The sequence below is a fragment of the Eubacterium sp. Marseille-QA0814 genome (assembly GCF_965119675.1).
Taxonomy (GTDB): domain Bacteria; phylum Bacillota; class Clostridia; order Lachnospirales; family Lachnospiraceae; genus Eubacterium_G.
Genome location: NZ_CBCPMG010000001.1, coordinates 1,933,346 through 1,954,721, shown reverse-complemented (window position 1 = coordinate 1,954,721; position 21,376 = coordinate 1,933,346). Strand labels below are relative to the sequence as shown.

Annotated in this window: 21 protein-coding genes and 1 tRNA gene; 6 read left to right on the top strand and 16 right to left on the bottom strand. The window is 30.6% G+C overall.

The genetic code is table 11. The features are described from left to right. Window positions 1–20: 20 nt before the first annotated feature. The 14 genes from ACQY63_RS09055 to ACQY63_RS08990 form a co-directional block, all read right to left on the bottom strand. Window positions 21–650, bottom strand: coding sequence for an ATP-binding cassette domain-containing protein (locus tag ACQY63_RS09055; protein WP_022164551.1), 630 nt, complete (start codon window positions 648–650; stop codon window positions 21–23). Between the two features lie 5 nt (window positions 651–655). Next, complete coding sequence (locus tag ACQY63_RS09050) at window positions 656–2,518, bottom strand: ABC transporter permease (protein WP_022164552.1); 1,863 nt, start codon at window positions 2,516–2,518, stop codon at window positions 656–658. An 88-nt stretch (window positions 2,519–2,606) separates the two neighbouring features. Next, window positions 2,607–2,969, bottom strand: a complete 363-nt coding sequence (locus ACQY63_RS09045) for a hypothetical protein (RefSeq protein ID WP_302690391.1) — start codon at window positions 2,967–2,969, stop codon at window positions 2,607–2,609. Window positions 2,970–3,197: 228 nt separating this feature from the next. Next, window positions 3,198–3,896 carry a LytR/AlgR family response regulator transcription factor gene (locus ACQY63_RS09040; protein ID WP_256279007.1) on the bottom strand — a complete coding sequence of 233 codons (699 nt, stop codon included), beginning with the start codon at window positions 3,894–3,896 and terminating at the stop codon, window positions 3,198–3,200. Between the two features lie 5 nt (window positions 3,897–3,901). Next, window positions 3,902–5,185, bottom strand: a complete 1,284-nt coding sequence (locus ACQY63_RS09035; RefSeq protein ID WP_428245070.1) for a sensor histidine kinase — start codon at window positions 5,183–5,185, stop codon at window positions 3,902–3,904. Window positions 5,186–6,475: 1,290 nt separating this feature from the next. Beyond that, the gene (locus tag ACQY63_RS09030) at window positions 6,476–7,177 is read right to left on the bottom strand and encodes a hypothetical protein (RefSeq protein ID WP_021953567.1); all 702 of its coding nucleotides are present in this window, start codon (window positions 7,175–7,177) and stop codon (window positions 6,476–6,478) included. A gap of 25 nt (window positions 7,178–7,202) precedes the next feature. Beyond that, window positions 7,203–7,652, bottom strand: a complete 450-nt coding sequence (locus ACQY63_RS09025; protein WP_428245069.1) for a rhodanese-like domain-containing protein — start codon at window positions 7,650–7,652, stop codon at window positions 7,203–7,205. Next, window positions 7,645–8,421, bottom strand: coding sequence for a hypothetical protein (locus ACQY63_RS09020; protein WP_302668764.1), 777 nt, complete (start codon window positions 8,419–8,421; stop codon window positions 7,645–7,647). Before ACQY63_RS09020 ends, ACQY63_RS09025 begins: the two co-directional genes overlap by 8 nt. Then, window positions 8,418–9,053, bottom strand: a complete 636-nt coding sequence (locus ACQY63_RS09015; protein WP_021953570.1) for an ATP-binding cassette domain-containing protein — start codon at window positions 9,051–9,053, stop codon at window positions 8,418–8,420. Before ACQY63_RS09015 ends, ACQY63_RS09020 begins: the two co-directional genes overlap by 4 nt. Window positions 9,054–9,111: 58 nt before the next feature. Further along, the gene (locus ACQY63_RS09010) at window positions 9,112–9,585 is read right to left on the bottom strand and encodes a hypothetical protein (protein ID WP_021953571.1); all 474 of its coding nucleotides are present in this window, start codon (window positions 9,583–9,585) and stop codon (window positions 9,112–9,114) included. A gap of 117 nt (window positions 9,586–9,702) precedes the next feature. After that, entirely contained in the window at window positions 9,703–10,497 is a 795-nt protein-coding gene (locus ACQY63_RS09005; protein ID WP_428245068.1) for a DUF6040 family protein, read from the bottom strand. Next, on the bottom strand, window positions 10,445–11,872 hold the full coding sequence (gene mobQ / locus ACQY63_RS09000; protein WP_021953573.1) for a MobQ family relaxase: 1,428 nt from the start codon (window positions 11,870–11,872) through the stop codon (window positions 10,445–10,447). The genes ACQY63_RS09005 and mobQ overlap by 53 nt, the downstream gene beginning before the upstream one ends. Before the next feature lie 178 nt (window positions 11,873–12,050). Beyond that, on the bottom strand, window positions 12,051–12,359 hold the full coding sequence (locus tag ACQY63_RS08995; protein WP_021953574.1) for a hypothetical protein: 309 nt from the start codon (window positions 12,357–12,359) through the stop codon (window positions 12,051–12,053). Between the two features lie 15 nt (window positions 12,360–12,374). Next, a complete protein-coding gene (locus tag ACQY63_RS08990; protein WP_021953575.1) occupies window positions 12,375–12,590 on the bottom strand; it encodes a helix-turn-helix domain-containing protein in 216 nt (71 codons plus the stop codon). 167 nt (window positions 12,591–12,757) lie between these two features. Between ACQY63_RS08990 and ACQY63_RS08985 the strand changes: the two genes are divergently transcribed. Together ACQY63_RS08985 and ACQY63_RS08980 are read left to right on the top strand one after the other, a co-directional pair. Beyond that, on the top strand, window positions 12,758–13,357 hold the full coding sequence (locus ACQY63_RS08985) for a helix-turn-helix domain-containing protein (RefSeq protein ID WP_021953576.1): 600 nt from the start codon (window positions 12,758–12,760) through the stop codon (window positions 13,355–13,357). A 128-nt stretch (window positions 13,358–13,485) separates the two neighbouring features. Then, a complete protein-coding gene (locus tag ACQY63_RS08980) occupies window positions 13,486–14,862 on the top strand; it encodes a tyrosine-type recombinase/integrase (protein WP_021953577.1) in 1,377 nt (458 codons plus the stop codon). Between the two features lie 550 nt (window positions 14,863–15,412). Here ACQY63_RS08980 and ACQY63_RS08975 read toward each other — a convergent pair. Further along, window positions 15,413–15,485: transfer RNA gene (locus tag ACQY63_RS08975), tRNA-Lys, on the bottom strand. A gap of 288 nt (window positions 15,486–15,773) precedes the next feature. Between ACQY63_RS08975 and ACQY63_RS08970 the strand changes: the two genes are divergently transcribed. Beyond that, window positions 15,774–17,054 (top strand): AI-2E family transporter, encoded by a 1,281-nt coding sequence (locus ACQY63_RS08970; protein ID WP_412622729.1) that lies wholly within the window; start codon window positions 15,774–15,776, stop codon window positions 17,052–17,054. Window positions 17,055–17,125: 71 nt separating this feature from the next. Here the strand turns inward: ACQY63_RS08970 and trmB are convergent, their stop codons facing one another. Next, entirely contained in the window at window positions 17,126–17,764 is a 639-nt protein-coding gene (gene trmB / locus ACQY63_RS08965; RefSeq protein ID WP_118000007.1) for a tRNA (guanosine(46)-N7)-methyltransferase TrmB, read from the bottom strand. Window positions 17,765–18,051: 287 nt separating this feature from the next. Here trmB and ACQY63_RS08960 point away from each other — a divergent pair, with 287 nt between their 5' ends. The 3 genes from ACQY63_RS08960 to ACQY63_RS08950 are packed head-to-tail and all read left to right on the top strand — an operon-like array spanning window position 18,052 to window position 21,356. Further along, the gene (locus ACQY63_RS08960; RefSeq protein ID WP_412622727.1) at window positions 18,052–18,375 is read left to right on the top strand and encodes a hypothetical protein; all 324 of its coding nucleotides are present in this window, start codon (window positions 18,052–18,054) and stop codon (window positions 18,373–18,375) included. 3 nt (window positions 18,376–18,378) lie between these two features. Continuing rightward, complete coding sequence (locus ACQY63_RS08955; protein WP_022165206.1) at window positions 18,379–19,434, top strand: V0D/AC39 family V-type ATPase subunit; 1,056 nt, start codon at window positions 18,379–18,381, stop codon at window positions 19,432–19,434. Then, window positions 19,434–21,356: a V-type ATP synthase subunit I gene (locus ACQY63_RS08950; protein WP_412622725.1), complete on the top strand. Its 1,923-nt coding sequence runs from the start codon at window positions 19,434–19,436 to the stop codon at window positions 21,354–21,356. The genes ACQY63_RS08955 and ACQY63_RS08950 overlap by 1 nt, the downstream gene beginning before the upstream one ends. Window positions 21,357–21,376 lie beyond the last annotated feature (20 nt).

The following is a 21,376-nucleotide window of genomic DNA, read 5'->3' as shown; positions in this document are numbered from 1 at the left end:
AGATATTCAATAAAAATTTATTACAATTGGACTATTTCCTTACAATATGAAAGTGCAACATCATCATGAGAAACCATAACAATTGTTTTTCCTTCTTCATTTAATTGAGTCAATAATTTCATCACAATCGCCGTATTCTTGTCATCCAAACTTCCTGTAGGTTCATCTGCCAGAACAATATCACAATCTTTAAGCATCAGTCTTGCAATGGCAATTCTTTGTTGCTCACCTCCTGAACAAGTATAAATCTTTTTATTTAAAAATTCATTTGCAACTCCAACTTTCTCAAGAGCTTCTAACATTAACTCCTTTCCTTTTATCTTATTCTTTTTATTGATTACAATCTTGAGATTTTCATATACTGTCAAATCATCAATAAGTGCGTAATTTTGAAACAGATAACCTATTACCTTTTTTAACATCTCTTTTCGTTTTTTCTTATCTCTGTACCTTACCTCTTCCCCCATAATATTGAGAGTACCCTCATAGTCCTCCAATAAACCCATTATATTCAACAAAGTTGTTTTTCCTCGTCCACTTTTTCCTTTAATTCCTAGAAATGTACCCTTTTTAACCTCTAAATTATAGTTATCAAATATAGTATTATTTCCATACTTCTTTGATATATTTTTTAATTCTAACGCATTCATAATAACTACCTTCCTTTAATTACAGTTCCTATGCTTTCAAATGATTTTCTTGATAAGATAATATAAAATATTATTGTTTCAGGAATAATTAAAAACATAAAGATCCTATTTATGATAATAGATGCTGCTACTATAATCGTAGCATTATAAAATATAAAATTAAAAATATCATTCACGGTCTTTCTTCCTAACAAACTATATACCGCCATTTTCTTTTTCTTAAATTCATAATAAATACAATACAAACTTATATCTACAAGTACATATGTTAAAAAAACAATAAAGAAATATATTACACTTTCAAATAATTCCGTCTGATAAGTTGATATATGTGTGCGCAATTCTACACCCAATTCTTCCATCTCTATATCTGCTTTTTCATATCCCATTGTTAGTAATTTTTCTTCCATCTGTTTTGCTACATTTTCAGTCATAAAAACATCACCATAGCTAACTGTAGCCCTTTTTTCTAGTTTTGATACCTGTATAACAGAATTATAAGAATACTTACCCGGAGTTTCCAAATCCATAATCCATTGTCCATTTGGAATGCATATGGTTTCTATATTTTCTAATCCTTCATACTTTATTATTTTGCTACGTTTTTCCCATAAATTTTCTGGAATTAACAAGTACTCTCTATTATCTTTTATTTGCAATTTATTTCCGTTTTTATTTTTTATTCCCAAATAAGAAATAAGATTAGATGAAGCAATTATCATATTGCTTTCAATGCTATCTAAATCCTTGTACACAACAGCAGGTTCATTTCTATCTTGTGTGCTGTCTGATGGACAATAATTAAAGATTTCATTAGACTTAAACTTTTGCATATATAAATCAAGTTCTTTTTCTTCATCACTACTTAATGCAACATGCTGTGTACAAATATACCAATTATGAGCTTCAATCTCCTCTGCTCTTTTAACTCCTTCCGTTAGTCTCAAAGTATTATCTATTAATTGTGTTGATATAATAAGCACTACTACCACCAAGATTACTTTAAACAGCATTACCATTAAAAATATGATTTTATTGTTTTTTTTGTTCTTTATAGAATCTATATAATCTGTATTCTTGATAAAAATTACTGCTACCATTGCAACACATATATACACAAAATCCAGAGCTAAAATTAAAAACAGCAACATTATTAAATATTCCGGCAATTGACTAATATCCATAAACATTATGTACAAGACAAATAATATTGCACATGGTACAAATCCATATCCTGTATTTTTTACAATATCCTTATACAATCGTACTGAAATTCTTCGTTCAGACCAACCATTTAATTTCAATATTCCAATTTCTTTTAATCTTGAAATATAATATATCGATGTGCTGAATAAAGATAAACAAAAGATGGATACAAAAAAGCCAATATTTAAAGGACTAAATAACATTTCAAAACTAAACTTAACCGGTTCTTTGTATACCACTTCTGCATTATAACCATTTTTATCCAATATATTTTTTAATGCTGAAACTTTACCTAATTCATTATCCTGTACCATAAAATATCTGGCTTTTCTATCTTTCCTTTTTTCATTTGGTACTATTTCTATATGTCTATTTGGAAACAGGCTCTTCATAACACCATATTGAGTATTATGTTTAGGGTTAATAACCTCAATTTTGCATTGAACATTTCCAAAAGAATAATTATTAAATGTTCTAATCTGTACTGATACATCGCTTTCCTTTGCAAATTTTTCAAGTGTATCAAACCCAACTTGTTTTTCTAATGAGAAATCGGAAATCCTTTCGTCACTAATATAGTTAGATTTATCAACTACAAGTAGCATAAAATATACTGAAAAAATCACAAGCATCACGCCAATTAGTGAGAATATTTTTTTCATAAAGCCTCCCCTATTTATTCATAAAATTAATAGTGTATATTTAGAAAACCTTGATATATCATTATCAAGGTTTTCTATCCTTTAAAGATTATTTTACAGCGACAGCCTTGAAATCTTTATATCCGCATTTTTCTGCCACAAAAGGATTTTTATGAGTAGCTGCTTTTGCAACATGTACTCTTCCTTTCTTTCCTTTAGCAGTCGTTTCACCAGATTTTTCTTTTTTAGGACTCCAATCTGGATCTACCCATACTGTAACATTATATTTTATACCATCTTCTTTTTCATCATACAAATTAGAGTATAATATACCATCTGATGTTTCTCCACCCGTCCATTTTGCTCCGCCACCGTTAAGTGTTTTTGACGCTCCTGCATAAACTGCTGTAGTAGCGCCAAAAACTGTTGCCACCGTACAAACATAAACCATTACTTTCTTCAATTTGTTCACTTTAATTTCCTCCTCTTATTATGTTTTTAAAGAAAATAAATTCTTATAAGATTTTATTTTTCGTTGTTTCAAAACAATCTGAATATATCCTTTTACTTTCATAAACTCAATATCTTTTGCCTAAATGGTATATATTTTTACTTAAATGGTAGTTCTAAATGTGAAAATGTTTATTATTAATATTTTTCCCATACTTTTGTAGCAAAAAAAAGCCACTTGCGTGACTTTTTAACCATTTGCACATTCATATTGTCTTTTCAAAAAAACTTTTTTAAACTCACTGACCTTCCTTCTTGATATATCTATATCATTACCGTTCTTCATATATATTACTGTGCCTTTTAGTGATTCTATTTCGTCCAGATTTACTATAAACGAATTATGGCATCTGTAAAACCATTTATTGTCCAGTTTCTGTTCCATCTCCGACATACTGTCGTTACATCTTTTTACTCCCAATGTCGTATAAATCAGTACCCCATGTCTTTGTGCTTCAAAATAATAAATGTTTTTTAGCGCTACCTCCTGCTGTGCTTCTCCAACGATATTTAAGGTTATCTTTTTATCCTTTTCAAGCAATTTTTTTGCTGAATAAAACGCCTCTTTCAGCTCTTCTTTTAAATTCACTTTGTCCAAATATCTAAATGCATTTACGAGATAACCTCTTCTACTCATTTCCGTATGTGTTGTTAATATCATAAAGATGGTGTCCTTATTTTTCTCCCTGGCTTTTTTAATAGTTTCAAAGCCATCCAACTCATCCATTTCTATATCTATTAAAGATATATCATATTCATCCTTAGATTCCAAATAGGATATTGGATTGTCATACACTGTAATCTCTATTTCATTCTTCATCTCTTCCTTAATGCATTCTTCTGCCTTTTCTCTCCAGTAAGCCTCATCATCAACTATTGCAATTTTCATGTTATTTACCTTTTTATAGAAATAGTTTCCATAAACTCTTCCTTCCCTATCTCTATGTATATAAGACCATTATTCCTTTCTACACATTCTCTAACATTTTCAAGTCCGAAACCATGATATTCTCTGTCACTTTTTGTTGTAACCAGATTCTTATTTTTAAATTGTCCATTATCCTTATAGGTATTTCTTATGTTTATAATTATGTTTTCATCGTTGTATCTGCAATCTAAATAAATCTGTTTCTTTTTTGACTTACCTGCAGCTTCAATTGCATTGCTTAAAACATTTGAAAATATTGTACATAAATCATAAGCATCAATCCTACACTCTGTAGGTAAAACACCTGAAACTTTCATTTTTACACCTGAATCTATTGCCTGATAATAGTATTTATTCACTATTGCTTCCGCTATTCCGTTTCCGATGCTAACTGCATTTCCCAACTCATCTATTTTTATGTTTATTTTTTCTAAATAGTCATTTACTTCTTCATACTGTTTGCTATTTATAAGTTTTGTAAGCAATTCTAAGTGATTTCTAACATCGTGTCTGAACTTTTTTGTGTTTTTTTCACGTTCTTCAAGATATTCATAATAGTTTTGCTGCTCCTTCAAGTACATTTTTGTTTCCAGTTCTCTTTCCTGAGAAACATTTTTTGAAACCTTAAGTAGAATTACTGCCCCCAATTGTATGAATATCCCAACTATAACAGCTATGAACGCACCTGAAAATACTAGTTTATGTTTTTCAGACAATTCAATTGTTGCAACTTTTGCAACCGTCATCACCACAATGGAATTTACAACAATTAGCACTGTCAGTAATACCAGATTTTTATATTCTATTTTTTTCAATCCGTATTGATAATGTTTCCTATAAATATAGCCTACCGTATAAATAAACATTAACGATAAAACTGACGCCATAAGTTCTTCAAAACTCTTAATGCCAAACGGTAAAAGTCCCAAAAAGAGTTTTACCAAAATTAAAAACATAGTGTCTATCATAGACATCATAAATGGAATCCATATAGAAAATAAAAGCAATAATTTTCTTTTTTCTGCATACCACATTCTAAACACTGAATATGTTGTAATAAAGTATACAATTGAACCAATCTTCATTTTCTCATCAAAGTAAATAATACCTGATGCCAGTGCTATGATTGCAGCTATCAATATGATTTTATACTTATTAATTCTCTCTTCAAAATTTCCAAACAAATTCATTGCCATTATTATTTTTATAAAATGGCTGAAATCTGTTAATATTGCTATAAATAGATTCATATATTCCTCTTGCTGTTACTAAGTTACATCCATTATAACAAAATAACCTTCATTGCAAAAGGAATATATAATAACATTTTATATATTAATAATATGTGTTTCTAGAAAAATCTAAGAAACCATTTGTAAATGTATGAGTACAATACTTTTCCTTCCCGTATATACTAAAGTATTGTCCGGACAAGTACATATTACTTTTATTTTTTCTAATGTAAATGGATTTTTCCTAAGTGTATGTCTTAATTTCCTAAATGGTATCAATATACGCTTAACAAAATAATTTATGAATAGATATAAGAAAATATAATCGAAAATAACATTCTTCCCACAACTTGTGGGAAGATTTGTGGGAAAGATTTACATAACATCGATTTTTTCAAACCTTTTTCCTCCTAATTTAATCTAATTTTTATCGATGTTTTTTAATGTTGATGTTGTTGTCACATTAATTTTTTAATAATGATTTTAAAACTGAAATATGTAGATTGGTAGTTATTTTAAGATTGTATTTTTCAGGGGAAAACAAGTTACTTTTATGTTTCAGAGAAGTTTCTGGTTTTATAAGTGATTTTGCGGAATGTGCCTTTAAATAAGGCAGTGCACAGCTCGATTGCACTTCGCTTCATTTCGCTGATGCGGCATTCGCCGATTACCCACCACTTCAATGAGTCACATACAGCTCGATTACACTCCGCTTCATCTCGCTGATGCGGCATTCGCCGATTACCCACCACTTGAATGAGTCACATACAGCTCAATTACGCTTCGCTTCATCTCGCTGATGCGGCATTCGTCTCCAATGATTTGCTATAAGCAGTACACAGTTCGATTGCGCTTCGCTCCATCTCACTGATGCGACATTCGTCGCATAAAAATAAGAGAGCAGACTTTTCTCGGAATACAAGTATTCCTCTCTAAGTCTGCTCTCTTATTTTTGTACTGCTCATTGTTTACGCACAAAGAAAAGTACCACCCCAGGCAATTTAATGTCCGAAACGGTACCCGCAAGTGCGCCTCCAGGGGCTCGAACCCTGCACACCCTGAAAGCCCTAGTGCATTTTATATCAGTTTATTAAACATTATTTTGTATTATAAAAATGCCCGCAATTCCTTTGTTTATCGGGCATTGCAGGCAATATAAAACTTTATGGTATTTTATAATAAAATGTAAAAAGTTCAAGTGTTTGTGGGAAGGATTTTAGGTTTTTATATAAACAACATCTATTATTATAAGTTGCTGTGTTACGCTGAACAAATTTAACTTTGCTACTCATTAAAATTTTAACTTCACTATGACTTGCTCTTTTTACCACTAGTATATTTTTTTCTAAAAAGCTCTACCATATCTTCTAATTTATCTAAATTATCAATATCACTTTCTGTCACATAAAGGTTTATATAGCCTTCTACTACATTTCTAAAATCTAAAATTAGTCCTTTTTTCATTAATTCATAGATATTATTAATTCTATCCTTTATAAATTCCATATTTTCGTCCTGATCATTTTGATTTATAATAATCTTACAATACGAGAATTTCTCAATAATATAACCCACAATTTTTTTATACTGTTCCACATCATCCATATATATGGTATTCCAAATACCATCATCATGACACAAATATGCAATCGTATTGTTTATTGTTTTTATTTTATAGGAATTCAAAGGATTTTTCATATGACACATATATAGCAATTCAGCTAATTCTTCTTTTTTTACGCACTTAAGAACATTCTGATCTACAAAATTTACCCAACAAAAATCTCCCCAATTTTCAACATCTTCACTTACAAATTCTTTTCTATTATCTCCTGAAACATACTCCAAAAACAAATCTGTATTAAATTCCGAATTTATTGGCTCTCCTGCTAATATTAAATAATTATCACAATATCCTAATGCCTCTGTAAATTCATGAAAATCTATACCAGATGAAACTATTTTGTTTTTTTTTGTGTATATTTTTAAATATATAAAATCACTCCACATATAACCTCCTATATCAATTACATTTTTATTCCAAGCAATTACATGCCCCTGTTGAAACATTATTACTATTTGCACTAAAAAGTTTATCGCATTTCATATTAACCAGATATACCTTCCTATATCCCTTTTCATACATTATGTTAAACATTTCACTCGCTCTATTACCACTATAACACATTAAAACAATTGTCTTTTCATCGTATTTATTGTCATATAAAAATTTAAAAAATATATCTTCTTTCCCTTCTGAATATGGTATATTTACAAAATTATCTAAATGACTCTTAGCATAATCTTCTTCATCCCTTAAATCAACAAATAATAATTTAGGTTGATTTGAATAATATATCTCATTAAATTCTTTTTTTTTCGTAAGTATCTTTATATCACTACTGTCTTTATTCGCTAAAAATATAAAAACTAAAACAATTATTGTCATTGCCACTAATATAATTGCCTTTATTCTATTATTCATACTTTTTCCTTACCTTTGAAATATTTTTATAACTAGTATACTCATATATAATTCCAGCAAAAAATATACTCATAATACCTGATACTAGTAACACTAACACCTTATGCCAATCACAATTATACGTTGTTGCCGTTATTATTTCGCTATATAAAATATAATATATTTCGTCTTTATAATATCCAAAGATATTATAAAAACTACCACCTGATGCTATTACAAAGATTACAATAAGTACAACTTGAAAAAACATTGCTACTATTTTTTCTAATTTAATTATTTTACATATACACGCATATATTATTCCTATACCATACACAAACCAAAGTGCAACTAAATAGATAAGCATTAAATACATATAATTTATTATAGAATATTGCACACCCGTCATTATAATAAATGATATTGCTAAAACTATTGTCATTAACATATTAGCTACTGAACTTATTAAAAATCTACTACATAAAATTTGTTTTTGACTCTTGATGCTGATAGTTATATTATACAATACTTTATTCTCATACTCTTCTTTAAAGATTTCTCCATATGGTGTTGCAATTCCATTTGAAACAATCCTTAGAATAATTAAATAATATATCAAAGTAAAGTAAGTTAAACGCTCATAGTTATTTATATTATATCCCTCAATTTTAAAATAAACTCCTAAACTGCATAGCAAAAGAAGAGCCATAAACATCAATGTATACTGAATAAAATGTCTTTTAAACTGCATGCAATATCTTCTTAATTCGACAAACAAACTTTTTATCATTTCATACTCTCCTTCTTGTCAATTGTTAATACTTTATAACCTATTTCTTCTACAATGCTTTTCTTAGTATGAGTAGACATAATAACACTTCTTTCCTTTATTTTGTTTATATCATCATAGAATCTTCTTAAAGTTTCTTCATCTAAATTTTTATCTGGCTCATCTAATAAAATTAAACTTTTTGTTGTATTTATTGCAAAAATAATCACTAGTTTTTGCCTGGTTCCTTCTGATAAATATTTAATAGGCTTGTTTAATGATTCTCCTATTTTGTATCTGATTAAATCATCATATATTTTAATTCTGTTAAAATCTCCAATTTCTGAAAAGTACTCTATGTTATCTTTAATTGATAACTCTTTATAAAAAAAGGAAGAATTATCTAGATACAACACACTTTTTTTAATAAATCTTTCCCATTTTTTATAACTTAAATAACTCATTGGGAACTCAATCTTAATTTCTTTATTATATTTTATTATTCCAGACTTAGGAACATAAAGTCCAGATAAAGCTTTCAGGAAAGTAGTCTTTCCCGATCCATTTTGTCCCAAAACAGCAATTTTATCATTTTCCTCCGTAACAAGTTTTATTGTACTTTCTACACCTTCTATGTCTATACTAATTTCCATCTATATTCCTTATCTATTAAAGGGGATATTTTTCAATCCCCCTTATTCTCCTTATATTTTACCACGCTAATGCTTTTAAAAAGCACGCCCAAGCGACTGCATCATCAGCAACCCCTGTAAATATATTAAATAATGATAATACAACCAAGATTGCCGAAACCGTAACTGCTCCCACTTTGAGTATCCACTTAAATACACTACTTCTTTCAACTTTCGGATTATATGTTTTTACGGCACTTTGAACCTTTTTGTGTTCCATTACCTTTTCCATTACTTTTCTAGGTACTTTGTCTTTACCATTTTTTCCATCACAATATTTGAAATTATTTAATTTTAAACAATATACATGTTTACCTTTCTGATAAAAATGCAAGTGCCAATAGGTTTTCCCATCTGTATTAGGAGAATCGAGTCTTACTTTCCAATCCCCCTTATTATACACATATGTAGTACTTGCACTAACTATAGTTGTCCCAATAACCATAAGTAAGATTGTCATCAACACCAATATTATTCTTTTAGTTTTTTTCATATTTCCTCCTATCACAATCAACTTTGTATTTAAATCTCTAATTTCACAACCATATGGTAATCTTTCTTGTAGATTTTGTCAAATTATACCATATTCAACTTTAATTATGCAAATAATTTATTTAATGTATTCTTTTGCTAACATAAAAACAACTAACGCAACTCCAATCCCCCCACTTATTAATATCAGCACATAATTTCTTCTAACTATATCTTCAACATTCACCATCACTTTTATAATGGCATAAATCACCAACACAACCATTGCACCGATAACTAAATTGATTTTCCATAAATTATTTATTACATCTCCAAAAATAATTATTGCCAGTAATTCTGTTAATACAACTATAGCTGCGTTTCTATCTAATACTTTATTTCTAATCAGCTTTACGATTTTTATAACTAAAACCATTATTAACATAACGATCAACAAAAGCATTATTGTTATTCCAACATATGCCAATATTTTCACACCATCTTCCATGTTTTTGTTACCTATATTACAATTTATTTCCAATCCAACAATGTTATATGCTTTTTTAATTAATCTAATTACTCTAATAAATATATTTTTAATCCAATTACCAATTTGAAAAATGTCTTTTTTCAAAACACTATTTCTATATGCAACGCATAACGAAAATACAATTCCATATGTAAATAATATAAAAATCAATCCCTTATACCTTTTCTCCATTTGGTTTTCTGTTTTCAATTTTTCCATCAGGACTTGTTGACTTACTTCTTTTTGTAAGTCCTGCTTTCTTAATTCAAGTTTTTTCTCTTTTTCTGACAATTTTATTTCTTTATTTTCAAGTAATTTCTTTTGCACCTTGATTTCGTTTATTATTGCGTTGTTATCTTCTCTTTGCCTGTCTGTCTGTTCTTTTATTTTCATTGCTTCTTTCATCATTTCTTCTGCTTTCCTCAACTGCAAGTCGCTCTCGCTCAAGCTCTCTATTTTCTCGTTCAACGATTTTATTTTCTCTGCTTGATTCTGAATCTGCAATGATGCTTTCTGCAATGTCTGTTGCAGTTTTAAGTTGTCTGATGATTGTTTCTGTATCTTTGCTTTCTGCGTTAATATTGTTGTTTCCATCTGCTGTAACTCCGCTGTCAGTTCTTCTGCTAAGTCTGCCAGCTCGTTCATTTTTAATTTTTCTGATTCTGTCATCTATCTTACTACTCTCCTTCCTCATTCTTCTTTTGATTTCAGCAATTGCTGATTCTGTTGTTTTAATGTTTTGTTCTGTTCTATTAATTTTCTGTTCTGTATCATTAATGAATCTACCTGTTGACTCAACAGACTGTTTTCCTGATTCAGTTCTTCCATTAGGCTCAATGTATCCCCTACCTTTTCTATCACTGCCAATACTTCCTTTAACTCTTCCAACTCTTTCATATATCTGTTCAACCCTTTCCTTTAATATTTTTGTTATTTCAGCAATGCTCTTCTTAATCTGCATTACCAGTTTATTTGATTCCTTAACTTTTCTGTTATACTCACATCTGTCTGATACTTTTCCCTTTTGTTCCATTTGTCTTGCTGCATAGCCTTCATGAATTGTAGGTTCAATATCTAATCCCTGCTCTTCAAAACTTCTATGATCTATTTTTTGTTCCTCTATAAGAAATTTATTGCAATAATCAGCCCAGTTTTTTCTCCATTCCTTAAGCTGTTCTTTTGAATTCCATTGATTTTGAATCACATCAATTCTTTTCCAAAGTTTTTCTTCGCCCTTTCCTTTTCTGATTCTTACCTTTTGTTTTCCATTTTCATCAAGCAATGGTATTTTGTTTCCATTATCATCACGTGCGAACTCTGTCTTTCGCATATTTGACCAACTTCCATCTTTATTAAATGCTCTCATTGTACACATACAATGCACATGATGATTTCCTTCTTTTTCATGATATGCCCAGTCTGCTGCCATTCCTTTATTTACAAAATTCTCCTTTATAAATTCCCGCATTCTTGAAATTGTCTGCTCCCGATTCCACTCATTGGGAACTGCTATTTCAAACTCTCTTGCATACTGACTGTTTCGTTTATTTTCCCTTTTTTCAACTGCATTCCATAAAGTTTCTCTATCAGCCAAATCTTCAGGTGCATTTTTAGGTAAGAGTACTTCTGCAAATACAACTTCTTCTTTTCTTGTATAGTTAAAAGATAAACCAAGTCTTGTATCCTTTAATTTTTGTCCTGAAATATATGCAGCTGACGCAACAGCACATTTTCCAATACTTGATTTAATTATTCTTGTTGTAAAATGATATATTGCCATATTTACACCTCCATCCAAGTGAAACTTGGTGCTATCCAAACGCATAGTTTGGCTCCCTCTGAGTAAGAGCGCACAATGAGCAACGCGAATGTTTATAAACGTTGGGCTCCGCCCACGTATAAGTGCGCCCTTCTTAAAAGAAGAAGGGAATAGAAAAATATCTACTCCCTTTCACAAACTACTTATTTGAATTAACATTTGTTTCCTTAACTCCCATTGCTGTTGAAAAATATTTACCATTTTGTTCCTGCTTGTTTAAAAATCCTATCAATTTAGGTATGTCATCTTTTTCAATAGGTTTTCCCAAAACTGATTCAACTGCTGCACCTACCTCAATTAACCTGTGATTTCGCTTTCTTCTATTTTCCTCAGCCTGCTTCTTTTCCAACTCTTTAATCTGTTCCTTTAAATTGTTTGCCTTTTCCAAATATGCAATTTGTTTCTTTGAAAGTTCATCTTTTCTTTCTTCATATGTTCTTTTTGCCATTTTAAATTCCTCCTATTATTTAATTGCTTCAACATCATTTCTTATTCTTAAATCTCTGCCTTCATTTTTTGACAAAAAATTTTCCAGCACATCTTTTTTAATAAGAAACTTTCTGCCTACCTTTATTACAGGTATTTTTTTCCACTCAATTAGATTTCTTAAAGTATTCTTTCCTATACCTGTAGATTTTGAAGCTTCTTCTACTGTATAAGCTAATTTGGCATTTTGCATGTTTATCATCTCCTTTCTCACTTGCATATTGCAATTATTGTTTTATAATATAATTTGCTTTTTAAAATTTGTCAATATCTTTAGCAAATTAATTTCAATATTCAATATTGCATTATGCAAATATGTATGATATTATTTTGTTATCTTAAAGAGAGGAGTTTATTCCTATGAGAGATAAACAATTATGTGCTGATATTGGAAAACGTATCAAGCAAAGACGTAAAGAATTAAATCTGAGTTTAGGATATATAGCTGACAAAATGGGCGTTAATATATCCACAGCTCAAAGATATGAAGCAGGACTTATTGATAATTCTAAAAAAATTGTTGTGGACAGTCTTGCTGAAATACTTCACACTACACCGGAATGGTTACGTGGAGAAACATCAGATTTGAACTCTGATGTAAAAGATTATATGGAACTGAAACTAATTGATTCATTCAATTCAGTTTTAAAATCTTTCTCTAATAATTTAACTGAAGACGCATCAATGTTTTCTAAAAACATGTTTTTATTATTATTAAATGAATTTGCAGAATTTAACAAATCTTTTGAATTTGCTCTTTCTAATTATTCTAATAATGATAATAGTGATATTGCTAAAACTATTGGGTTTAGTTCTTCAAATGAGTTTAATGAAGTTATGTTTTTAAGAGAGCTTAACAGTACAATAAATACTTTTACCGAGTTAAGCGATATTCTTAGAACTTATGCAAAAAATCCAACTGTTGCAAACAACAGACTTAACGCTCTTTTGAAGCAATAATATTTAAATAATTTTATGTAGGAGGTATTTCACATGGTTACAAAAAAATAAAAAGTTAATTACTTGAAGAAAAATGATATATTAACCTATTATCCTTTCCCAAGTACTTAACTTGGAAAGGAAATAATATGAATAATTTTGAATCACTACAAACAGGAAGTGTAAGAAAAAAAGGTTCTCAATGGTATTACCGATTTAGAATAAAAGATCAGGATGGAAATTGGAAAATGCATGAATTCAAGGGCGGTCAAACTAAAGCCGAAACTACTTTTATGCTAAAGCAGGCTCTTGAAGAATATCGTCAGGATGGTTCTATATTTTATGCTGGTTCCTTAACCGTAGGACAGCTTGCCGATATGTGGTACAATGCCGAAATTGAAAATAGTAATCTTACCACTAATGGCAAATACGGATATAAAAATGTAATAAATAATATTCACAATAATCCTTTTTCTCAAATCAAATTAAAGGATTTAACTATAGAAGACATTCAGGAATATGTTGACGGATTATATTTTGGCGTTTATGACAATGAAGGCAATCAGATTGCCAAACCTTATGCAAAAGCAACTATGAGGAAATTTTTTCTTGTTCTTAACAATATGTTTAAGTATGCGGTCTATCCCAAAAAACTGCTTAGAGAAAATTTAATGCAATATGTTAAAAAGAGAAAAGTTGCAAAAGATAATTCTCTTTTTGGTAACTCTAATGAAGCTAAAATACAAACCATAACGCATCAGGAATTTTTAAAAATAATTAACTACTTATCTTCCGTAGAAGATTATTGTTATTTGGCATTACCAATTCAAATTGCTTACCATACAGGTATGAGAGCCGGAGAAGTATGTGGACTAACTTGGGATGATATTGATTTTGAAAATCAGGTTTTATATGTTAGACGTTCGATGTATTATGACAAGGATTTGAAAACTTGGGAGCTGAAAGTTCCTAAAAATGGCAAGCCACGAGCTATAGATTTTGGAGATAGTCTTGCCCATATTTTATTAATTGCAAAACACGAGCAACAACGAGACAAAAAAATCTATGGCGATTTGTATCAGAATCAGTTTTATCATACAACCGAAATAAGAGGTAAATCACATTGTCAGATTTATACGGACTATAACGAATCTTATATTAAGAATTCCACACGTTTTTGTCATGGAATTCATGTGGATGATATTGATTCCAACGTTTCACTATCTCCTTTAACTTTTGTATGTACAAAGCCTGATGGAGAATTACTTACAACTCAAACTCTCAAATGGTGTAACAAAGTAGTTCAGAAGAATTTGCCTGAAATCAGTCACTTTCATTTTCACTGTTTAAGACATACTTACGCTTCTACATTAGTATTAAATGGTGCTAACATTAAAGATGTACAGTCACTACTTGGACATTCAGATATAAAGATTACTCTGAATACTTATTCTCATGTTACTGAAAAATCCAGAAAGAAAGCTGTCAATATATTTGAGAATGCTATTTCTGATAAGATAGGATAGGATAAGATGAGATAAGATTTTTTACAAAATAATTTATGAATAGATATAAGAAAATATAATCGAAAATAACATCCTTCCCACAACTTGTGGGAAGATTTGTGGGAAAGGTTTACATAACATTGATTTTTTCGAACCTTTTTCCTTCTAATTTAATCTGATTTTTATTGATGTTTTTTAATGTTGATGTTGTTGTCACATTAATTTTTTAATAATGATTTTAAAACAGAAATATGTAGATTGGTAGTTATTTTAAGATTGTATTTTTCAGGGGAAAACAAGTTACTTTTATGTTTCAGAGAAGTTTCTGGTTTTATAAGGGATTTTGTGGAATGTGCCTTTAAATAAGGCAGTGCACAGCTCGATTGCACTTCGTTTCATCTCGCTGATGCGGCATTCGCCGCATTAAATAAAAAGAAAAAAGACGCTCTGTCTTGAATGCAAGCATTCAGACCATATCGTCCTTTTTCTTTCCATTTTACACTGCTCATTGCTTACGCACAAAGAAAAGTACCACCCCAGGCAATTTAATGTCCGAAACGGTACCCGCAAGTGCGCCTCCAGGGGCTCGAACCCTGCACACCCTGATTAAGAGTCAGGTGCTCTACCAAATGAGCTAGAGGCGCTTGTTTTGTTTTTGTCACTTCATCAGCGACAAGTGTTATTATATACTAGCCTTCACACTTTTTCAAGAGTTTTTTCAATTTTTTTTAACTTTTTTGTAATTTTTTATTTTTTTGCCTTACTTGATGTAGTTTCTACCTATTATATATGAATTTATTTTACCATAAGTACAACTTTTACCCTTGTACTTATTTCATTTTATATTTATACTTAACAGTGTCAAAAAGTTATTAGCCTACTTGTGCTTGCACAAAAGTGGGAAATGAAATTGAATTTTTTAGGAGACTTATATGAGCGATAACAAAAACAAATTCGAAGGTAACAGTAGATATTTTACTATTTGCATTTACAGCACTGTAACTGTTTTGATTATGGCTATTATTATTAGAGCTGTTTTCTTTTGGGAATCAACTTCAGCCACCCTTAATACTCTGTTATCTACTTTGTCACCTTTTTTTATGGGTATTTTAATTGCCTTTCTTATTAGTCCTCTTGTTTCTTGGATGAGAAAGACTGTTTTTAAGAAATGGCTTCACATTACAAATAATGCATTAAACAGATTACTTGCAATTCTTTTTTCCTATTTGCTTGTTATTTCTGTTTTGGTAATTGGCTTGGTTTATCTTATTCCTGAGATTATTGACAGTTTGACGCAGTTGCTTGACAAAATGCCTGATTGGGCAAACAGCATTATGGATTTTATCAATAATCTTTCAAAAAGATATCCTGATATTGATTTTAAATATATTCAGAATACCGTTACTAACGCTGATACTACTTTACAAAGTACATTAAGCAAATTCATTTCAACACTTACAACTACTATTGTTACAACCGGTGTTTCTGTTGTGAAGTTTGCTATTAATTTTATTGTAGCCATTATTGTCTCATGCTACCTTATTATTGATGAAAGAATGCAGGCTCGTGGAATTAAACGTGTTGTTTTTGCATTTTTCAAAAAAGAACGTGCTGAAAGAATCTGGTATGTGACAAAACGTTCAATTAAAATTTTCAGTGATTTCTTTGATGGCAAAATGGTAGACTCACTTATTATTGGTCTTTTATGTTTTGTTTCAATGATTGTAATTTCGTTCTTTGGTGTTAAAGGATTTTCCGATTGTGCTTTGCTTGTAAGCATTGTTGTTTGTATAACAAATATGATTCCATATTTTGGACCGTTCATTGGTGGTGTACCAAGTGTTTTACTTCTTTGCATTTACTCGCCAAAGAGTGCATTGGTATTCGCTGTTTTAATTATTATTATTCAGCAGCTTGATGGTAATGTTATTGGTCCAAAGATTCTTGGTGACTCAACAGGTCTTAGACCTTTATGGATTATTTTTGCCATCACTATTGGTGGATGGTTTGCCGGTGTTATCGGTATGCTGCTTGGTGTTCCATGTGTTGCGGTTATTACCGGTTTAACTGAGGATGCCGTAGACAAACGACTTAAAGAAAAGAATATAGACCTACCAATTTTAACTAATGAAAAGGTACGAAAAAATAAACCTGATAAAAAATTATATAATAAATTAAAAGATAGATTTAAAAATCAAACAGAAGAAAAATAAATTTTTACTATATAAAAGAGGAAAGATTAAGTTTTTTGCTTATCCTTTCCTCTTTTTAACTTCCTAATAAATTATCTTTTGGCAATTAGCTTGTGTATTGGATTTCCCATTTGTGAAAATTTGCTTTCGTATTCAGTCATAACATTTCCCTGCATTAATCTTTCATCATTATGTAAATCCCATGTTTGTTCTATTAATTCCCAGCCGGCTTCCGGAACCTGCTCTAATGAAAACTGGAATAATAAATCATTGTCTGTTTTAAATTCAACAATACCATCTTTTTTTAGAATTACATCATAACGTTCAAAAAACTGTTTTGAAGTTAATCTTCTTTTAGCATGTCTGTCCTTTGGCCATGGATCTGAGAAATTTAAGTAAATTCTATCCACTTCACCTTTTTCGAAAACATCACAGATATATTCTGCTTCCATTCTTATAAATCTAAGGTTAGGTACTTCAATCTCTTCACATCTTTCGATTGCTCTAATAAGTACACTTGAATATTTCTCAATTCCAATATAGTTAATGTCTGGATTTTCCATTGCAAGAGTTGTAATGAACTTTCCCTTACCCATTCCTATTTCAATTCTAATAGGGTTGTCATTTCCAAACTCTTCCTTCCACTTTCCTTTAAGTTCTGTTGGTTCATTAATTGCCATATCGTTATCGGCAATGGCTTCTCTTGAACCGGGTACATTTCTTAATCTCATGAATTTCTCCTTTTGTGTATATTTTAACAATTTTTAAAGTATTATATTCATATATTATTGTCTCTAAGGATTTTATGATTAATTGCACAATTTTTCAAGTTTTTTATTGTAATTTCTTGTAAAAGTGCTAAAGTTAAATTGTGAGATTTATTACTCATGTATGATTTTTAAATACCGGTACAAAAACCGGTTCTTTTATATTTACGGCATATTAATTTATAAAACTTCCTATATTTATCATATGTTTTATGAATTTGTAATGCCAATCAAAATAAGGAGGACCTACTATGAGTCAGGAACTTAACAGTATTATCGACCAACTTGCAAACATTGACTCTGCTTCTGCTAAGATAATGCAGAAAACTCAGGATGAAAAAGCCAAATATGCTGACTACATTAGCAAGGAAAAGCAGGCTTTTGACCAGAACTTAGAAGATCAGGTTAATGCGCAGGTTAATGAATACGAGAAGACTCTTGCAAAGGAAAGCGAAAAGGAAATCGCTAAATATCAGAAAGACTGCAACGCTGAACTTGCCAAGTTAGAGTCTGCATATAATGAAAAAACTGAATCTCTTGCACAGGAGATTTTTAACAATATTATTAAGGAGTAGTCAATGAAATCAGGAAAACTCACTGCTTACAGTGGTATGACTACCAAAATAAGAGCTATGAAGAAACGACTGCTTTCTTCCCAACAATACGAAGAAATTACAGGACTAAAAACTGTGTCTGAACTACTTACTTATCTTCAGACTTTTCCGGCATACTCGGAAGTTTTATCCGGAATTGATTCTACTCAGGCTCATCGTGGTGAAATAGAAAGTCGACTGACTTTTTCAACTTATCATGATTTTTCCAAGATTTTTCATTTTGCAGGAACGTCACAACGAAAATATTTGGAATTTTATTTTATGAAATATGAAATTGCCACATTGAAAGCCTGTATGCGTAATATTATGGACAGTCGTAGCAGCACTATACCGATGTTGGTAGACAAACACTTTAAGCGAAATTCAAAATTAAATATTGATAATTTGGTTAATTCTAACACAATGGAAGAATTTATAAGCAATCTAAATGGTTCTGTTTATGAGAAAGTAATTAAGGCGGTATCCAATTTGGAGAACCCTGTTTTATTTGATTACGAAATGTCTTTAGATTTATTTTTCTTTAGTTACATTTGGAATCATGCAGACTCATTTGTACCAAAGGGCGAGAAGAAATATTTTATTAACTCCTTTGGTTCTCAGGTTGATTTGCTTAACATATTGTGGATTTACAGAATGAAACACTATTACTCAGTTTCTCATTCTCAAATCTACTCGTTTTTAATTCCAATATATTATAATCTTGACCGTTCTAACATTAAGGCTTTTGTTGAATGTGAAAGTGACGGAGAATTTTTTGAACTTCTTAACAAATGCTATTATGGCAGGACCTACGGTTTTAATGATTATGATGATATGGAAACACAATTTGGCAGCGTTTTAAATACCATATATATGAAAGATTTTAAAACTGCCCCATACTCTTTGGCAGCCATTAATGCTTACCTACATTTGAAAAGTTTGGAAGTTGCCAAAATTATTACTGCAATGGAATGTATACGATATGGTTATGACAGTGAAAACATTGCACACTATATTAATAGGAAGAAAGGGGTGTTATAATGATTGAAAAAATGAGTTTTGTCACTCTTGCCGGTCCCAAAACTGAGATTGATAATTTGGTAGAAAATTATTTAAGCAAGCATGACATTCATCTTGAAAATGCCCTAACGGAATTTAGTTCTAACGAACAATTTACTACTTTTTCTGAAGAAAATCCTTTTAAAGCTGCACTTAACAAAAGTCACGAGTTAATGCAACTTGTTAAGGAACCTGAAAAAGCTAAAGTTTCTAATGTTGGTGTAAAGGATGCTGAGAAGTTCCTTTACAAAATTGATGACAGTCTGGCTGACGTTAGAAGTGAAATTGATGACTTAGACAAAGAAATAGAAAGTCTTAACACGGACTATGGCATTTTAGCACCTTTTAAGACACTTAATTATACTCTTAAAAGAATTTATGACATGGAATTTTTCAAATATCGTTTTGGTAGAATTCCAAAAAGCAGTTTCGACAAGTTTGAATCTTACTTAGATCCCGACATTAATGCGATTTTCATATCAACTCTTAATGATACGGATTTTGTTTATGGTGTATTCTTCGCTCCATTAGATTATTTTGATGAAGTTGAGAAAGATTTCCATAACATTAGATTTGACGAAATAGCTATACCAAAGAAATATAAAGGCTTTCCTAATGACGAATGTTTGGAAATAGCTAATAAAAAAACTGAAATAGAAGAAAAGAAAAAACAAAAAGAACAGGAAATAAATCAGATTATCGAGAAGAATAAGGATAAACTGGTTTCAGCCATTAGACGAATTGAGTCAGCTTACAGCAATTTTGATGTTAGAAAATTAGCTGCTGTAACAAAAGATTCCGGCGTTACATTTCAGGTTCTTTGTGGTTGGATGACAAGTAAGGAAGCTAAAAAGCTTTTAAAGGAAACAGACAATGACGTAAATGTTGTTTGTATTGTAAGCGATGATGTTGAGGATCACAAAACAACTCCTCCAACTAAGCTTAAAAACTTTAAATTTGCCAAACCATTTGAACTTTTTGTTCGTATGTATGGCTTACCAGGTTACAATGAATTTGATCCTACCCTGTTTTTGACAATTACCTATGCACTTATATTTGGTGTAATGTTTGGTGATTTAGGTCAGGGCTTATGTTTAGTAATCGGTGGTGGCATTTTATACAAAGTTAAGAAAATGGATCTTGCCGGCATTGTTTGTGCCGCCGGAGTGTTCTCATGTATATTCGGTGCCCTGTTTGGAAGTTTCTTCGGTTTTGAATTTGAATCAGTTATAAAACCTTTGGATTCCATGATGACACTTCCATTTTTAGGTGAGATTAACATTGTTTTAGTTGCAGCATTTTTATTTGGTTCATTTGTTATTTTAACAACCATGATTTTAAACATTGCTACAGCCATAAAACAAAAGAATTTAGGGAAAGCGTTGTTTGGACCTAATGCTGTAACAGGATTTATTTTCTACGGTAGTGTGATTCTTGTTATTCTCTTATACATGACAGGTCATCCATTACCTGGAACTGCTTTGCTGGTAGTTATGTTTGTTATACCACTAATTTTAATATTTTTAGAGGAACCTTTGAAAAACATACTGGCAAAGAAGAAACCTATTGATGATTCACCGGGAATTTTTGCAGCCACAGCATTTTTTGAATTGTTTGATTACTTAATCACTTATTTATCAAATGCCTTATCCTTCCTGCGTATTGGCGTTTTTGCAATCAGCCACGCAGCCATGATGCAGGTTGTAATGACTTTGGCAGGTGCGGAAAATGGTGGCAGTGCTAATATTTTCGTTGTAATTATCGGAAACATCATTGTTTTAGCAATGGAAGGTCTTGTAGTTGGTATACAGGTTCTTCGTTTGGAATATTACGAAATCTTTGGTCGTTTCTATGAAGGAAATGGCAGGGAATTCGTTCCATATAGAAAAAGAAACAAAAAATAATTTTAAACATCAGGAGGAAT

What these genes read in the sequence shown, in the direction of transcription:
- mobQ (WP_021953573.1), bottom strand. Translation starts at nt 11,872, where the DNA reads ATGGCAATATATCATTTTACAACAAGAATAATTAAATCAAGTATTGGA.
- ACQY63_RS09010 (WP_021953571.1), bottom strand. Translation starts at nt 9,585, where the DNA reads ATGAAAAAAACTAAAAGAATAATATTGGTGTTGATGACAATCTTACTT.
- ACQY63_RS08955 (WP_022165206.1), top strand. Translation starts at nt 18,379, where the DNA reads ATGAAATCAGGAAAACTCACTGCTTACAGTGGTATGACTACCAAAATA.
- ACQY63_RS08990 (WP_021953575.1), bottom strand. Translation starts at nt 12,590, where the DNA reads ATGCAAAATGCCAAATTAGCTTATACAGTAGAAGAAGCTTCAAAATCT.
- ACQY63_RS09050 (WP_022164552.1), bottom strand. Translation starts at nt 2,518, where the DNA reads ATGAAAAAAATATTCTCACTAATTGGCGTGATGCTTGTGATTTTTTCA.
- ACQY63_RS08960 (WP_412622727.1), top strand. Translation starts at nt 18,052, where the DNA reads ATGAGTCAGGAACTTAACAGTATTATCGACCAACTTGCAAACATTGAC.
- ACQY63_RS08985 (WP_021953576.1), top strand. Translation starts at nt 12,758, where the DNA reads ATGAGAGATAAACAATTATGTGCTGATATTGGAAAACGTATCAAGCAA.
- trmB (WP_118000007.1), bottom strand. Translation starts at nt 17,764, where the DNA reads ATGAGATTAAGAAATGTACCCGGTTCAAGAGAAGCCATTGCCGATAAC.
- ACQY63_RS09015 (WP_021953570.1), bottom strand. Translation starts at nt 9,053, where the DNA reads ATGGAAATTAGTATAGACATAGAAGGTGTAGAAAGTACAATAAAACTT.
- ACQY63_RS09020 (WP_302668764.1), bottom strand. Translation starts at nt 8,421, where the DNA reads ATGATAAAAAGTTTGTTTGTCGAATTAAGAAGATATTGCATGCAGTTT.
- ACQY63_RS09040 (WP_256279007.1), bottom strand. Translation starts at nt 3,896, where the DNA reads ATGAAAATTGCAATAGTTGATGATGAGGCTTACTGGAGAGAAAAGGCA.
- ACQY63_RS08995 (WP_021953574.1), bottom strand. Translation starts at nt 12,359, where the DNA reads ATGGCAAAAAGAACATATGAAGAAAGAAAAGATGAACTTTCAAAGAAA.
- ACQY63_RS08980 (WP_021953577.1), top strand. Translation starts at nt 13,486, where the DNA reads ATGAATAATTTTGAATCACTACAAACAGGAAGTGTAAGAAAAAAAGGT.
- ACQY63_RS09035 (WP_428245070.1), bottom strand. Translation starts at nt 5,185, where the DNA reads ATGAATCTATTTATAGCAATATTAACAGATTTCAGCCATTTTATAAAA.
- ACQY63_RS09055 (WP_022164551.1), bottom strand. Translation starts at nt 650, where the DNA reads ATGAATGCGTTAGAATTAAAAAATATATCAAAGAAGTATGGAAATAAT.
- ACQY63_RS09030 (WP_021953567.1), bottom strand. Translation starts at nt 7,177, where the DNA reads ATGTGGAGTGATTTTATATATTTAAAAATATACACAAAAAAAAACAAA.
- ACQY63_RS09025 (WP_428245069.1), bottom strand. Translation starts at nt 7,652, where the DNA reads ATGAATAATAGAATAAAGGCAATTATATTAGTGGCAATGACAATAATT.
- ACQY63_RS08970 (WP_412622729.1), top strand. Translation starts at nt 15,774, where the DNA reads ATGAGCGATAACAAAAACAAATTCGAAGGTAACAGTAGATATTTTACT.
- ACQY63_RS08950 (WP_412622725.1), top strand. Translation starts at nt 19,434, where the DNA reads ATGATTGAAAAAATGAGTTTTGTCACTCTTGCCGGTCCCAAAACTGAG.
- ACQY63_RS09005 (WP_428245068.1), bottom strand. Translation starts at nt 10,497, where the DNA reads ATGAAAGAAGCAATGAAAATAAAAGAACAGACAGACAGGCAAAGAGAA.